Origin of the sequence: Tenacibaculum gallaicum, assembly GCF_003387615.1 — a bacterium.
Lineage (GTDB): Bacteria > Bacteroidota > Bacteroidia > Flavobacteriales > Flavobacteriaceae > Polaribacter > Polaribacter gallaicus.
Genome location: NZ_QUNS01000009.1, coordinates 1 through 14,534, shown reverse-complemented (window position 1 = coordinate 14,534; position 14,534 = coordinate 1). Strand labels below are relative to the sequence as shown.

The following is a 14,534-nucleotide window of genomic DNA, read 5'->3' as shown; positions in this document are numbered from 1 at the left end:
TTTTATAAAGTTATTTATCTGTTAATGATTTTACCAACACTCCCAATGTTGCTAATCCTGTTGTGATAGCTATTACTTGTTGCGTCGTAACTTTATTTGTTACTTCTGGTTTTTTTGGCACAAGAATAACTGCACCAGGCTTAACATCTGGATATGATTTAAAAAACAAAAACTTTTTTGTTGTTCTAATATCTCCATTTGCATACACTATATATGCTCTACTCTTTTTTGCATTTTCAGAAAAACCTCCAGAATTTTCAATATAATGTTTGAATGATTTCCCTTTTTCATATCTCACCAATGATGGTGACAACACCTCTCCTTCTACCTTTACGGTTTGCCTTTCAGAAGGGATAAATAACTCGTCTCCTTCTTCTAAAATTATATCATACTTTGATTTTTTCCCTCCTGAAGCTAATATCTTCTCTAACTCTATTCCTATTTTAAAGTCTTTTTTCTTCTGTATGCGTTCTTCAACATTACTAGCTAATGAGTCTCTTTCTGCAAAATCAGCTATAAAAACTGACTGTTTTTCATCTTCCTCTTCATTATTCTTTCTAGTTAAAAAGGCTCCTTCTTCATAAGCATATTTTGTTAAACCTCCAGCTTGCTCTATTAAATCAGAAATTCTTTGATTTTTTTGACCAATTGAATATTCTCCTTCAAAGTTAACTTCTCCTGTAATAGTTACTCTTTTTTGTTCTGTATACCCTTTTAAATACCTTACAGAAACAATATCAAATGGTTTTAACACAAAATCATCTAAATGATCAGTACCTAGGTTCTTACTTGCTCTTAAATCAAAATTTTCACTAACCGTTTCAAAACTTCCATCTTTCAACCTTCTAGACACATCAATCATACTTGCATCCGCTCCATCTTTCAATCCTCCTGCCAATACGATTAAATCCTCTACACGCATTCCTTTCATAAAATCAAACTCTCCTCCTTTATTCACTGCTCCATTAATAGAAATAAACTCTTTCTCCTTTAGCTCTTCTTTCGTGAAAATGTAAATACTATCGCTTTCCTTTAAGAGTATATGCTCTTTATTTTCCATGGCTTTTCTCGGAGAAAAAGATAATGTTTCCTTATCACTCTTATCATATGTTCTTACAATGATCCCTCTATCTAAAAAGGCTTCTTTGGTTACCCCTTCAGCTTTTAGCAACAAGTTAGAAGCCGTCATTCCTTCTTTATATTCGTAGTTACCAGGTTGAAAAACAGCTCCTCCAACACTTACTCTATTCAAGAACTCATCTACTATTTCATTTACTTTGATATAATCTCCATCTTTTATTTTCAATAAATCAAAATTATCTTGAGAAACCTCCACAATCTCTTTTTGAACCCCTTTAATTCTCTCTATAACAATTTTTTGTCTATACGCATTTGAGGTGAAACCACTACAATAATTTAATAAGTCTTTTACACTTTCTTTGGATTTCATCTCAAAAATACCTGGTCTTTTAATAGCACCTTCAATAGTAATTTTACTTTCATAAGGTCTTACTATTATCACATCCTGATCTTGAACCGTTATATTTCCTTCTTCTGAACCATTAACTAGAAACTGATAAAAGTCAAAATCAGCCTCCTTCACTCCTCTCCTAAAAAGCTGAATTCTTCTAAAAGTACCATTCTTTGTTGGTCCTCCTGCTGCATATAATGCATTTAACACTGTGGATAAAGCACTTACTGAATATGACCCTGGAACTTTTACTTCTCCTACTATATTTACTTGTACGTTTCTAACCTCTTTTATAGAAACAGCTATATTTACTTTATTATAACTACTAGAAGAAGCTCCTATTCCCGCATAGATTCTTTTTAAATAATTTTTAATTTTAGATTTTGCAGCACTGACTGGTAATCCAATTAATTGAATATAACCAACACCCTCTACATTAATAGCTCCTTGTTTATTTACTTTTTTCTCATAATTTACCTCTGCTGCTCCCCAAAGGTCAATTGAAATAACATCTCCCGCTCCTATAATATAGTTTTCTGGTGTAGCTATATTTAAATTTGGTGTAAACGAAATATTTGGATTATTAAAAAAACCATACCCAAAGAGTTCTTCCTTTTTTTCTTCCTTTTTTTCTTCTCCCGTCAACCCAAAAAGTAGTTGAGTACTGTCAACTTCTTCTAAACTATCTTCTTGACTTTCCTCCTCTTTATTTAATGGTTTACTTTTAAGTCTTTCTATCCTTTCTCTAAGCTTTTGAGCTTGTAATTCGGACATTCCTCTAGTTTTTGCTATTGCTAAAGCTTGATCTAAAGTATATCCTTCTTGTTTTATTTTCTCCCAATATTTAGCTACTTGGTCATCAGATAAATCATCAACTTGTATTTGACTCATTTGATTCTGAATATTTTGGGCTTGTCCCTCAGTACTAACTAACACCAAAAAAATGGCTAGAAATATTTGTAGTAAAACTCTTTTAAATAACATTTTAACTTTCAATGTAAAAATCTTTAAACCAATTAATAAACTCTTTTATTCCTGTACTTAAATTTGTATTAGGACTGTAATTATAATCTTTAATTAATCCATCAACATTTGCCCAAGTTTTTTTAACATCCCCCATCTGTATGGGCAACATTTCTTTGGTAGCTTCTTTTCCTATACTCGTTTCGATCTGAGTAATAAATTCTAATAATTTTACAGAATTATTATTTCCTATATTATAAACTTTATACAAGTCTCTTTCTTCAATAGGCTTCTCTATTACTCTTTTGACTCCTTCTACTATATCATCTATATAAGTAAAATCACGCTCCATATCACCACTGTTGAACACTTTGATTGAACGATCATTTGAAATGGCATTGGCAAACAGTATCGGTGCCATATCTGGTCTCCCCCAAGGCCCATATACCGTAAAAAAACGTAATCCTGTTGTTGGTATTTGATATAAGTGGCTATATGTATGTGCCATTAGCTCGTTGCTCTTTTTTGTTGCAGCATACAAACTCACAGGGTTATCTACCCTATCTTCTTCTGAAAAAGGCACATTTTTATTCGCCCCATACACACTAGAACTGCTTGCATACACCAGGTGTTTAATCTCGTGATGTCTGCAACATTCTAAAATATTCAGAAAACCAACGATATTACTTTGAATATACGCATCTGGGTTTTCAATACTGTAACGAACTCCTGCTTGCGCTGCTAGGTTACAAACAACATCAAACTTTTCAGTAGTAAATAACTGAAACAATTCTTCTTTATCTTCTAAGTTTAATCGTATAAACTTAAAGTTCTCATGTGTAGTACTAATCGTTTCTTGATAAAAAATGTCAGCATTTTCTCTATCAATACCCAATTCTTTTAATCGAGCATATTTAAGGTTGACATCATAATAATCGTTGATATTATCAATCCCAACAACCGTATGCCCTTGTGCTAATATTTTTTGACTAATATGAAATCCGATAAAGCCTGCTGCTCCTGTAACTAAAATTTTCATTAGTTCTTACCTATTTGATAATATTCAAATCCTCTTTCTTCTAAATTATAACTGTTGTACTGATTTCTTCCGTCAAAAACAACTGGTGTTTTCAATTGTTTTTTTATTTCAGAAAAATCTGGAGAACGAAATTCTTTCCATTCTGTTAATAAAATTAAAGCATCCGAATCTTTTAGCACTTCATATTTTGACTCAAAGTACTCTATACTATTTACGTCTTTTAAATAAAAATGTTGTGCTTCTTCTATTGCTTTTGGATCATACGCTTGTACTTTTGCTCCTCTTTTCACTAACTCCTTTACTACATAAATTGCTGGAGCTTCACGCATATCATCTGTCCCTGGTTTAAATGCCAATCCCCAAAGTCCAAAAGTTTTCCCGGTTAAATCTTCTCCGAATCTTTTGATGATTTTCTCAGCTATCACAAACTTCTGACGGTTATTAACCTCTTCTACTGATGTTATTAACTGCGCTTTGTATCCATTTTCTTCCGCTATCTTTTTCAATGCTTTTACATCCTTCGGAAAACAAGAACCGCCATACCCAGCACCTGGATAAATAAAACTGTAACCAATTCTTGAATCAGACCCAATTCCTGCGCGAACATTATTTACATCTGCTCCTACACGTTCACAAATATTAGCCATCTCATTCATAAATGAAATTTTGGTTGCTAACATGGCGTTAGCTGCATACTTAGTCATTTCCGCTGAACGAACATCCATTGCTATAAAGCGTTCATGCGACATGGTAAAAGGCACATATAATTGCCTCATTTTTTCGAAAGCATATTCTGACTCTGCTCCAATTACTACTCTATCTGGCTTCATAAAGTCATTAATAGCATCTCCTTCTTTTAAAAATTCAGGATTTGACACCACATCGAATTTAATCGTAGCGTTTCTTTTATCTAATTCTGATTGAATAGTAGCTTTTACTTTATCAGCTGTTCCTACTGGTACAGTAGATTTGTCAACAATAATAAGTCTGTTGTTCATCTTCTGACCAATTTCTTTGGCTACAGCTAATACATACTGTAAATCTGCAGAACCATCATCTCCCATCGGTGTTCCAACTGCTATAAAAACGATTTCAGCTTCTTTTATAGCTTCCTCTAGCTTAGTTGTAAAAAACAGGTTTTTCCTTTCAATATTTTTAAGAACCATCTTTTCAAGACCTGGCTCATAGATAGGAATGACTCCTTCATGTAATTTGTTTATTTTTTCTTGATCAATATCAACGCAAGTAACTTTATTCCCCATTTCTGAAAAACATGTTCCCGACACTAACCCTACATATCCTGTTCCAATAACAGCTATATTCATTTCCTCTTACTATTTATTTTTATACAAATATATATTATCTATTACAAAAGATAATGCTTCTCTCCTGTGTTTATCAATTCAATATTACGAATATCATGCACTATTTCAACTGATTGTCTTGCTTCTTGCAAACCAAAACCGTTACCTTTTAATATTTCTTTATAGCTTATAGTATGAAGATCTGTAAAACCTGAACTAAATTCAATTTCTTCTCCATTCACAGTTATAGAACGATAGGTTCTTTGTCCTTTTTCTCGGATTTGTTTTGGTAAAGTAGTTTCATCAATTGATAAAAACCAACGTACTCTAGCCTTTTCAAACTCTAAATAGCCTGAAGCTTTGTGTTTTTCTCTTAAATGCACCTTGTTTTCTTGCACATCTCCAAAAATCCAAGAGAGCATATCAAAAAAATGAACTCCAATATTTGTTGCAATCCCTCCTGATTTACTTTCGTCTCCTTTCCAAGAAACATCATACCAATTTCCTCTTGAGGTTATATAAGTTAGGTCTACATCATACTTTTTTTCCTTTTTCTCTCTTTTAATTTTATTTTTCAATGTTATGATACTAGGATGTAATCGTAATTGAAGTATTGTATTTATTTTATTTTCTGTTTCTTTTTCTATTGCTTCTAAGGCATCTACATTCCATGGATTCAACACCAAAGGTTTTTCACAAATAGCATCTGCTCCTCTACGTAATGCCATACGTATATGAGAATCATGTAAATAGTTTGGAGTACAAATACTTACATAATCTAACTGAATATTTTGCTGTCTTTTCAGTTTTTCTACATGACGATCAAAACGTTCAAATTCAACAAAAAAATCAGCTTTCGGAAAATAACTATCCATAACACCTACACTATCATTTTTATCTAATGCGGCTAACAAAACATTGTTTGTATCTTTAATCGCTTTTAAATGACGTGGAGCAATATATCCAGCGGCTCCTATGAGTGCGAAATTTTTCATTATAAACTTTTATCTACTACTTCTTTTGGTATTATTCCTTCAACATCATACACCACCGACTCTTTCTTTTTTAAAGAAACAATATCTAATTCTTTATATTCATCATGAGCTACTGTTAACACAATCGCATCATATTTTTCCTTTGGTAATCCCTTTGTTGATTGTAATTCATATTCCTCTGCAACCTCCTCAACATCTGCCCAAGGGTCGTAAATTGTCACATTTGCCCCAAATTCTTTTAGCGAACGTATCACATCAACAACTTTTGTATTTCTAACGTCTGGACAATTTTCTTTAAACGTAACTCCCAAAACTAGAACCTCTGCATTCTTTATTTTGATATCACGGCTTATCATTAACTTAATTACTTGAGAAGCTACATACTCTCCATTCCATCATTCATCCTTCTTCCAGCTAAAATTATACCAGGATGGTACCCTAATTCCTCAGCTTTTTGCACCAAATAATAGGGATCAATTCCTATACAGTGCCCGCCAACTAAGCCTGGTTTAAATGACAAAAAGTTCCATTTGGTTCCAGCCGCTTCTAGCACTTCCTGAGTATTAATATTCATAAACCCAAAAATTTTAGCCAACTCATTCATAAAAGCAATATTAATATCTCGTTGTGAGTTTTCTATTACTTTTGAAGCCTCTGCCACTTTTATACTGGAAACTAAATGAGTTCCTGCAGTAACAACTGAATTATATAACCCATCTACAAGCTTAGCTACCTCAGGAGTTGAGCCTGATGTCACTTTTAAAATATTTTCGATGGTGTTTTTTTTATCACCTGGATTAATACGCTCTGGAGAATACCCTGCAAAAAAGTCTCTATTAAATACTAAACCTGAAGTATTTTCTAAAACAGGAACACATTCTTCCTCTGTTACCCCAAGGTACACTGTTGATTCATAAATAACAACATCATCCTTTTTCAACACTCTCCCTACAGTCTTACTAGCATTTATCAATGGCGTTAGCACTGCTCTATTGTTCTTATCTACAGGCGTAGGAACAGTTATTATAAAAACATTACAACTCTTAATACCTTCTATTTCAGACGTACAAAACAACCCGTTTTCTTCAATTCCTTTACTTCGTAAAACAGACAACAATTCTCCAGACTCTACTTCCTTAGTAATATCTATACCTTCATTTAGTTTTTGTATCCTAGCTTTATTTATATCAAACCCAACTACAGAATACTTTGTAGCAAATAACCTTGCCAATGGCAAACCAACGTATCCTAATCCGATTATTGCTATTTTCTTATTCAACCAGTAGCTTTTAAACATTTTTCAAGTTCACAAAACTACAAAAAATAGTAGTAACTAAAGGTCATAAAATAAAAAAGTCTCATCATTAAATGATGAGACTTTTAGTGGGCGCGAAGGGATTCGAACCCCTGACCCCTTGGGTGTAAACCAAGTGCTCTGAACCAACTGAGCTACGCGCCCGTTTGCAATTAAACTTTTTGTAAGAGTTGTGGGCGCGAAGGGATTCGAACCCCTGACCCCTTGGGTGTAAACCAAGTGCTCTGAACCAACTGAGCTACGCGCCCTTACTTGTTAATTGCGGATGCAAATATATAACAGTTTTATAAATTAGCAATAACTTTTTTTATTTTTTTCTATAAAATTTCTGCAACCACAAATGTACTTCCTCCTACATAAATCACATCTTCTTTTGAAGCGTTTACCTTTGATTTCTCAAGGGCTTGATTTACAGAATCAAACACCTTACCCACTAAACCAAACACATTTGCTTGATTTTGTAATTCGTCTGCTGATACCCCTCGAGGAATATTGGGTTTGCAGAAATAATAATTCGCTTTTTGAGGAAACATTGGTAAAGTTTCATTCAAATTCTTATCGGAAACTACTCCCAAAACAATATGCAATTGCTTATAATTTTCTTTTTTTAATTGTTTCAATGTATAAAACAATCCTTCTTTGTTATGCGCTGTATCACATATTACTTTTGGATATTCCTGCAACACTTGCCAACGCCCTTTTAAATTGGTGTTTTTTACAACATTTAACAATCCGTTTTTTATATTTTCTTCAGAGATAGCAAACCCTTTTAGTTGCTGAATGGCTTCTACTGCTGTTTTTACATTGTTTTTTTGATAATCACCCAATAAATCAGTTGTATAATGTTGCTCTTCATCCGAAGCAAAAACAATTGGGGCATTACATTCTTCCGCTTTAGTAATAAAAACTTTTTCCGTTTCTTTTTGACGTTCACCTATAACAACTGGGACATTATTTTTAATTATTCCAGCTTTTTCAAAAGCTATTTCTGATAAAGTTTCTCCTAAAAATTGTGTATGATCTAATCCAATATTAGTAATTACTGAAACTTCTGGTGTAATTATATTTGTTGAATCCAATCTTCCACCCAAACCTACTTCAATAACCGCAATATCTACTTTTTGATTCGCAAATTCTTCAAACGCCATTCCAACAGTCATTTCAAAAAATGATAACCCTTGTTTTTCTAAAAATGTCTTATTCTTTTCTATAAACTTGACCACAGAACCTCTTGAGATTTCTTCTCCGTTGATTCGGATACGTTCTGTGAAGTTTTTTAAATGTGGAGACGTGTACAGACCAACTTTGTAACCAGCCTCTTGTAATATGGATGCTAACATATGACTGGTAGACCCTTTTCCATTAGTTCCTCCTACATGAATAGTTTTAAACTTTTCTTGAGGGTTACCTAGTTCTTCACACAATGCAATAATATTTGTTAGATCTTTTTTAAATGCTGCTTGTCCCTGACGCTGGTACATTGGTAACTGAGCGAACATCCAATCTAATACTTCTTGATAAGTCATTTTATGTTTTAGTGTTATAAAAAAAGTTGAGAACTTATTTTGAAAGAGAAAACTTGTAGATAATTGTTCCTCGTTGTTTTGATGGAGCATTTCCATCAGCGTTCCATTTTGTTTTTAATGCTGCTTTTTTTGCTGCATCATATAAACATGAAGCTGAATTTGTAGTCCCTCTAGCTCCCGGAGTTGCTTTAGTAACTTTTCCGTTTTGGTCTACCTCAATACTAACTACTACGGTACCTTCTTCTTGACAATCTGGTTTTTGAATAGGTTTTGATAAGGCTTTTCTTCCTGCAAGGTTATAATTACCTCCTGAACCGCTTCCTGAATTCCCGTAGTATTTATCTGAATTCGGATCTCCATTTTCATTTCCTTTTACACCTGATTGCTTATCATCTCCTTCTCCAGAGTTTGCTCCTTCTTTTGAAGCACCATTTAACAAACTATTCAATGCATCCGTTGTTTCTTTTGATGGTTTTGGCTTTAGTTTTTCTTTGGGTTTTACTTCTTTCGGAGTTTCTTTTACTACTTCTTTCTTTTCTGCTTTTTTCTCAACTACTGGAACTTCTTCCGCAGTATCATTTGTAATAATTTCTTCTTTGATCGTTTCCTCTGGAGTTTCTTCTACTTGCTCTTCAACTACTTCTTCTTGTTGTGGAGTAGCTTGAGCTTTTGTTTTTTCAACAGGTTCACCACTTCCTACTTCTGAGTTCCCAAAATTGATTGCTAACCCATATTCAATAGGCGGATCTAGATATTTCATTCCATAGTTAAATACTCCGATTATTAATAATATCAGAATAATAGCTGTGATAACAGCCGACTTACGTTTATGTTTTGTTTCTAAAACTGTCATTTATTTGCCTTTTACAGCCAAAATCATTTTTAACTTGTTTCTGTTAGCAATATCAATTACCTGCATTACATTTTTATATTGCACATTTTGATCACCACGAATAACCACTGTTTTCTTTTTACCTACACCTACTTTAGTGAGTAATTCTCTTTCTAAGTTTACGTTACTTACCTTTGTTTTATCTATATAAAATAATGCATCGTTTGTAATAGTTACTGCTACTGACGTATTATTTTCAGTTTTTCCTCCAGCTTTTGGCAACAACACATCAATTGCACTTACCGTAACAAGTGTAGATGTTAACATAAAAAATATCAATAACAAAAAAACAATATCAGTCATTGATGACATATTGAAGTTTGGATTGACTTTATTTCTTCCTCGTAAATTCATTATACTGGCTCGTTTAATAAATCTAAAAACTCAACAGACTTTGCTTCCATTTGATAAACAACTTTATCTGTTCTAACTACTAAATGGTTATAAGCGATGTATGCTATAATTCCTACAATTAGCCCTGCAACAGTAGTTGTCATAGCTGTATACAATCCATCCGATAACATTTTAATATCAATCTGTCCTCCTGAATTTGCTATCTCGTGTATCGCAATAATCATTCCAATTACAGTACCTAAAAAGCCTATCATTGGAGCAGCTCCCGCTATTGTTGCCAACACTGATACATTCCTTTCTAACTTATATACTTCAAGTTTTCCTGCATTTTCTATTGCTGTATTAATATCTTCTAAAGGTTTCCCTATTCTAGAAATTCCTTTTCCAATTAACCTAGCAGTTGGTGTCACTGTATTATCACAAAGTGATTTAGCACTATCAATTCTTCCATTCGTTACATGATCTCTAATTTGATCCATGAAATTTATGTCTACTTTTGAAGCTTCTTTGATGGCAAAAAATCGTTCAAAATAAATATATAGAGCTATAGCTAACAACACAAATAATAAAGCTATAATAATTTGTCCGCCTACACCTCCATCCATAATTAAACTATAGATTGATAATGTTTTTTCTTGTGGAACTTCTTCTACTAACTCCTGAGTTTCTTGAAATAATAGCATGAATACTAAATTAGGATTTATATTATGTTTTCGCTACTTAACTAACGATTTGTTTTATGTAAAATTGTTTTATGTAAAAAGCCTTCCTTAATATTAACAAGAAAGGAAGACTTTTATTTTTTATACCTGTTTGCTCAAAAACAGCATTTTTACAACTATAAAATTTATATGGTTTATACTAATTCTTTTAAAGCTATTTCAAAAGCCGTTTCACTTATTTTAGCTTTTGAAGCACTTCTAGCGAACGTTCTTTGTAAAGCTTTTTTAATAGTATTTGATGTATCTTCAAAAATAGCTTGATCTGTCATTTTTACTCTACGCTCCATAAAGTATGCAAATACTCTTGCCATACCACAGTTAGATATAAAATCAGGAATTAAGCTAACTTTTTTATCAGTATCTTCCATGATTGATCCGAAGAAAATTTCTTTATCTGCAAACGGAACATTTGCTCCACATGAAATAACTTCCAATCCTGAATTTATCATCTGATTAATTTGCTCTTGAGTAACTAATCTTGAAGCTGCACAAGGTGCAAAAACTTCACAAGGCAAATTCCAAACACGTTCGTTCATCTCTTCAAACGAAACCATGTTTTCAGACACTAAAGTATTTCCGTCTTTGTTTAAGAACATTTCTTTTATCTCATCAAAAGAAAAACCTTCTTCTTTAATTACCCCACCAACTCTATCAATTATACCTACAACCTTAGCTCCCATTTGTGCTAAATAATAAGCTGCTGCTGAACCTACATTTCCAAAACCTTGTACTACAGCACGTTTTCCTTCTACTGTTCCTCCATAAATATCGTAGTAATGACGAACTGCTTCTGCAACACCATATCCTGTAATCATATCAGCTACTGTATATTTTCTAGCAGTATCTGGTGATAAATTTTCGTCTTCTAATACCTTAATTACTCCGTGACGTAATTGACCTATACGATTAATTTTATCTGCTTCAGTTGGTTTAAAGTGCCCGTTAAAAACACCTTCTTGTGGATGCCACACACCACTATCTTCTGTAATTGGAATTACTTCATGAATTTCATCAACATTTAAATCCCCTCCTGTTCCATAGTAGTTTTTTAACAGCGGAGCAACAGCTTTATACCAACGTTCTAATACTCCTTTTTTACGAGGATCTTGTGGGTCAAAATTAATTCCTGATTTTGCGCCTCCAATTGCAGGGCCAGATACTGTAAATTTCACTTCCATAGTTTTTGCAAGTGACATTACTTCGTATTTATCTAATCCTTTACGCATACGCGTACCACCACCAGCAGCACCTCCTCTTAATGAGTTTATAACTGTCCAACCTTCTGCTTCTGTTTCTGAATCTTTCCAGTTAAATACTATTTCAGGTTGTTTTTCTTCGTATTGTTTAAGTAATTCTTTCATTGTTTAATGTTATAATAGATGATTTTCAACTTTGCTTGTTTCTTTTTCATGTTCAAAAATTCGTTGTGATTATTCCCCTAAGGGAAGCTAAAGTTGATTCATTATAATATAGGTTTTAATGTGTAGTTGTTACCGAACAAATTTATCATAAAAAACAACATTACTCAAATACTTTAAATTATTTCTGAGGATAAAAAACGTTACCTGAAGAATGGTCTCTCTTCGCACCAGTTACTGACTGTAAACAGTTTACTTTTCCCTGTTTTTTCAACACTCCTAAAAACGCAAAAATTAATGCTTCTTTATAATTGACTAACTCTTTGTTTACCGTTGGTATTGTTTTTTTTATATAAAACTCTATCCTACTTATTAAAAAATTATTAAAAACTCCTCCTCCTGTTACTAAAACCTCTGCATCATCTACTCCTATTACTTTACCAATTTGTATTGCTGAATGTTCTACAAAAGTTCTTAAAATAGTAGGTATATCTGCTTCTGCTCTATCTATTGCAGGAAAAATAGTTGATTGCACCCATTCCAACCCTAAAGATTTTGGTGGTAATTGAGTATAAAAAGGAAGGCTATTAAGATTATCTAATAACTTTGCATTTATCTTTCCTTTCGAAGCTATTATTCCTTTATCGTCAAACTCTAATCCTAGTTTTCTAGTGTAATGATTCAATACAATATTTACAGGACAAATATCAAAAGCTGTTCTTTGGTTCTTTTCTTCATAAGAAATATTCGCAAAACCTCCTAAATTTATACAATAACCATAATCAGCAAACAATAAACTATCACCAATAGGCACTAAAGGGGCTCCTTGCCCTCCCAGTTCTACATCTTGAGTTCTAAAATCACAAACAACTTCTTTTTTAGTAATCTTAGCTATTTCTTGACCATTACCCACCTGTAAAGTTATTCCTGCTTCTGGTTGATGCAAAACAGTATGTCCATGAGAAGCTATAAAATCTAATTTTAAAATATGATTTTTAACTATAAAATCATTTAATATATTTCCCAAGAATTTACCATAATCAATATCTAAAATCAATAAACTCTTTGTACTATAATTAATAGCATCTTGTAATTTACTTTTCCATTCGCAGGAATACGGTATCGTATCTGCTTGTAGTATTTTAAAATCTTTGTATAAATTTTTATGGATTTTAATGTATGCTAAATCTATTCCATCTAAAGAAGTTCCAGACATTAATCCAATACAATAAATATAGTTGTCTTGCATGAAGTAAAAATAGTAAGTCTATTGAAAAATTGCTATTAAAAAAGTATCTTTGAGCACATTTTTTACGAATTTAACAAAATATAAAAATAGATAATGGATTTTAATCTTACAGAAGAGCACTTGATGATTCGTGATGCTGCACGTGATTTTGCTCAAACCGAATTATTGCCAGGAGTTATAGAAAGAGATGAAAAACAAGAGTTTCCTAACGAACTAGTTCGAAAAATGGGTGAATTAGGGTTCATGGGAGTAATGGTAGATCCTAAATATGGAGGAAGTGGAATGGATGCTATTTCTTACGTGTTAATTATGGAAGAATTATCTAAAATTGACGCTTCTGCTTCAGTAATGGTTTCTGTAAACAATTCATTAGTATGTTATGGTTTAGAAGCTTACGGAACTGAAGAACAAAAGCAAAAATACTTAACAAAATTAGCTACAGGTGAGCAAATCGGAGCTTTTTGTTTAAGTGAGCCTGAAGCAGGTTCTGACGCTACTTCACAAGCAACTACTGCTGAAGACAAAGGCGATTACTATCTATTAAATGGTACTAAAAACTGGATTACAAACGGTGGTCGTGCTGATACTTATTTAGTAATAGCACAAACTGATCGTGAAAAAGGACATCGTGGTATTAATGCTTTTATCCTTGAAAAAGGAATGAAAGGTTTTCATATTGGACCAAAAGAAGATAAATTAGGTATCCGTGGCTCTGATACTCATACATTACAATTTAACGACGTAAAAGTTCCTAAAGAAAATAGAATTGGAGAAGATGGATTCGGATTCAAATTTGCTATGAAAACTTTATCTGGTGGTCGTATTGGTATTGCTGCTCAAGCATTAGGTATTGCTGCTGGAGGTTACGAATTAGCTTTAAAATATTCTAAAGAACGTAAAGCTTTTGGTACTGAAATTTGTAACCATCAGGCCATCGCATTTAAATTAGCTGATATGTACACGGAAATTTCTGCTGCTCGTCATTTAGTAATGGCTGCTGCTTGTAAAAAAGATGCTGGTGAAAACTACGATCGTGAAGGTGCTATGGCTAAACTATACGCTTCTAAAGTAGCAATGGAACAAACTGTTGAAGCAGTTCAAATACACGGAGGTAATGGTTTCGTTAAAGAATACCATGTAGAGCGTTTAATGCGTGACGCTAAAATTACTCAAATTTACGAAGGAACATCAGAAATTCAAAAAATTGTGATTTCTAGAAGTGTATTGAGAGATTAACTTCTATAAATAGATTGAGTCGTCCTGAAATAGGTTGACAGTTTTTATAAAATATTAATTAAACCTTTGAAGCTAGCTTCAAAGGTTTTTTGTTGTGTATAAAGTTAGGT

General features: G+C 32.9%; 11 protein-coding genes, 2 tRNA genes and 1 pseudogene. 1 reads left to right on the top strand and 13 read right to left on the bottom strand.

Annotated features, from left to right (window positions below; all coding sequences use genetic code 11):
* Positions 1 to 10: 10 nt before the first annotated feature.
* The 13 genes and pseudogenes from C7448_RS13530 to C7448_RS13470 all read right to left on the bottom strand — a co-directional run bounded on the left by C7448_RS13530 (position 11) and on the right by C7448_RS13470 (position 13,188).
* Positions 11 to 2,362 (bottom strand): SLBB domain-containing protein, encoded by a 2,352-nt coding sequence (locus C7448_RS13530; protein WP_170137044.1) that lies wholly within the window; start codon positions 2,360 to 2,362, stop codon positions 11 to 13.
* 94 nt (positions 2,363 to 2,456) lie between these two features.
* Positions 2,457 to 3,473: an NAD-dependent epimerase gene (locus C7448_RS13525; RefSeq protein WP_115901951.1), complete on the bottom strand. Its 1,017-nt coding sequence runs from the start codon at positions 3,471 to 3,473 to the stop codon at positions 2,457 to 2,459.
* Positions 3,473 to 4,798 (bottom strand): UDP-glucose dehydrogenase family protein, encoded by a 1,326-nt coding sequence (locus C7448_RS13520; RefSeq protein ID WP_115901949.1) that lies wholly within the window; start codon positions 4,796 to 4,798, stop codon positions 3,473 to 3,475. Before C7448_RS13520 ends, C7448_RS13525 begins: the two co-directional genes overlap by 1 nt.
* 41 nt (positions 4,799 to 4,839) lie before the next feature.
* Positions 4,840 to 5,772, bottom strand: coding sequence for a Gfo/Idh/MocA family oxidoreductase (locus C7448_RS13515; RefSeq protein ID WP_115901947.1), 933 nt, complete (start codon positions 5,770 to 5,772; stop codon positions 4,840 to 4,842).
* Positions 5,772 to 7,069, bottom strand: a pseudogene (locus tag C7448_RS13510) (nucleotide sugar dehydrogenase). The gene C7448_RS13515 and the pseudogene C7448_RS13510 overlap by 1 nt, the downstream one beginning before the upstream one ends.
* An 87-nt stretch (positions 7,070 to 7,156) precedes the next feature.
* A tRNA-Val gene (locus tag C7448_RS13505) sits at positions 7,157 to 7,231 on the bottom strand.
* A 29-nt stretch (positions 7,232 to 7,260) separates the two neighbouring features.
* A tRNA-Val gene (locus C7448_RS13500) sits at positions 7,261 to 7,335 on the bottom strand.
* 69 nt (positions 7,336 to 7,404) lie between these two features.
* On the bottom strand, positions 7,405 to 8,613 hold the full coding sequence (locus C7448_RS13495) for a bifunctional folylpolyglutamate synthase/dihydrofolate synthase (protein WP_115901945.1): 1,209 nt from the start codon (positions 8,611 to 8,613) through the stop codon (positions 7,405 to 7,407).
* Between the two features lie 34 nt (positions 8,614 to 8,647).
* Positions 8,648 to 9,466, bottom strand: a complete 819-nt coding sequence (locus tag C7448_RS13490) for an energy transducer TonB (RefSeq protein ID WP_115901943.1) — start codon at positions 9,464 to 9,466, stop codon at positions 8,648 to 8,650.
* Positions 9,467 to 9,859 carry an ExbD/TolR family protein gene (locus C7448_RS13485; protein WP_115901941.1) on the bottom strand — a complete coding sequence of 131 codons (393 nt, stop codon included), beginning with the start codon at positions 9,857 to 9,859 and terminating at the stop codon, positions 9,467 to 9,469.
* On the bottom strand, positions 9,859 to 10,542 hold the full coding sequence (locus C7448_RS13480; protein WP_115901939.1) for a MotA/TolQ/ExbB proton channel family protein: 684 nt from the start codon (positions 10,540 to 10,542) through the stop codon (positions 9,859 to 9,861). Before C7448_RS13480 ends, C7448_RS13485 begins: the two co-directional genes overlap by 1 nt.
* 173 nt (positions 10,543 to 10,715) lie before the next feature.
* Complete coding sequence (locus tag C7448_RS13475; RefSeq protein ID WP_115901937.1) at positions 10,716 to 11,942, bottom strand: Glu/Leu/Phe/Val dehydrogenase dimerization domain-containing protein; 1,227 nt, start codon at positions 11,940 to 11,942, stop codon at positions 10,716 to 10,718.
* Between the two features lie 178 nt (positions 11,943 to 12,120).
* The gene (locus tag C7448_RS13470) at positions 12,121 to 13,188 is read right to left on the bottom strand and encodes an anhydro-N-acetylmuramic acid kinase (RefSeq protein WP_115901935.1); all 1,068 of its coding nucleotides are present in this window, start codon (positions 13,186 to 13,188) and stop codon (positions 12,121 to 12,123) included.
* Between the two features lie 93 nt (positions 13,189 to 13,281).
* Here C7448_RS13470 and C7448_RS13465 point away from each other — a divergent pair, with 93 nt between their 5' ends.
* Positions 13,282 to 14,424 carry an acyl-CoA dehydrogenase gene (locus tag C7448_RS13465; protein ID WP_115901933.1) on the top strand — a complete coding sequence of 381 codons (1,143 nt, stop codon included), beginning with the start codon at positions 13,282 to 13,284 and terminating at the stop codon, positions 14,422 to 14,424.
* Positions 14,425 to 14,534 lie beyond the last annotated feature (110 nt).

Bases quoted from the DNA above. Each gene is read 5' to 3' on its own strand.
- C7448_RS13530 (WP_170137044.1), bottom strand. From the start codon at position 2,362: ATGAGTCAAATACAAGTTGATGATTTATCTGATGACCAAGTAGCTAAA.
- C7448_RS13525 (WP_115901951.1), bottom strand. From the start codon at position 3,473: ATGAAAATTTTAGTTACAGGAGCAGCAGGCTTTATCGGATTTCATATT.
- C7448_RS13465 (WP_115901933.1), top strand. From the start codon at position 13,282: ATGGATTTTAATCTTACAGAAGAGCACTTGATGATTCGTGATGCTGCA.
- C7448_RS13480 (WP_115901939.1), bottom strand. From the start codon at position 10,542: ATGCTATTATTTCAAGAAACTCAGGAGTTAGTAGAAGAAGTTCCACAA.
- C7448_RS13485 (WP_115901941.1), bottom strand. From the start codon at position 9,859: ATGAATTTACGAGGAAGAAATAAAGTCAATCCAAACTTCAATATGTCA.
- C7448_RS13490 (WP_115901943.1), bottom strand. From the start codon at position 9,466: ATGACAGTTTTAGAAACAAAACATAAACGTAAGTCGGCTGTTATCACA.
- C7448_RS13520 (WP_115901949.1), bottom strand. From the start codon at position 4,798: ATGAATATAGCTGTTATTGGAACAGGATATGTAGGGTTAGTGTCGGGA.
- C7448_RS13470 (WP_115901935.1), bottom strand. From the start codon at position 13,188: ATGCAAGACAACTATATTTATTGTATTGGATTAATGTCTGGAACTTCT.
- C7448_RS13515 (WP_115901947.1), bottom strand. From the start codon at position 5,772: ATGAAAAATTTCGCACTCATAGGAGCCGCTGGATATATTGCTCCACGT.
- C7448_RS13495 (WP_115901945.1), bottom strand. From the start codon at position 8,613: ATGACTTATCAAGAAGTATTAGATTGGATGTTCGCTCAGTTACCAATG.
- C7448_RS13475 (WP_115901937.1), bottom strand. From the start codon at position 11,942: ATGAAAGAATTACTTAAACAATACGAAGAAAAACAACCTGAAATAGTA.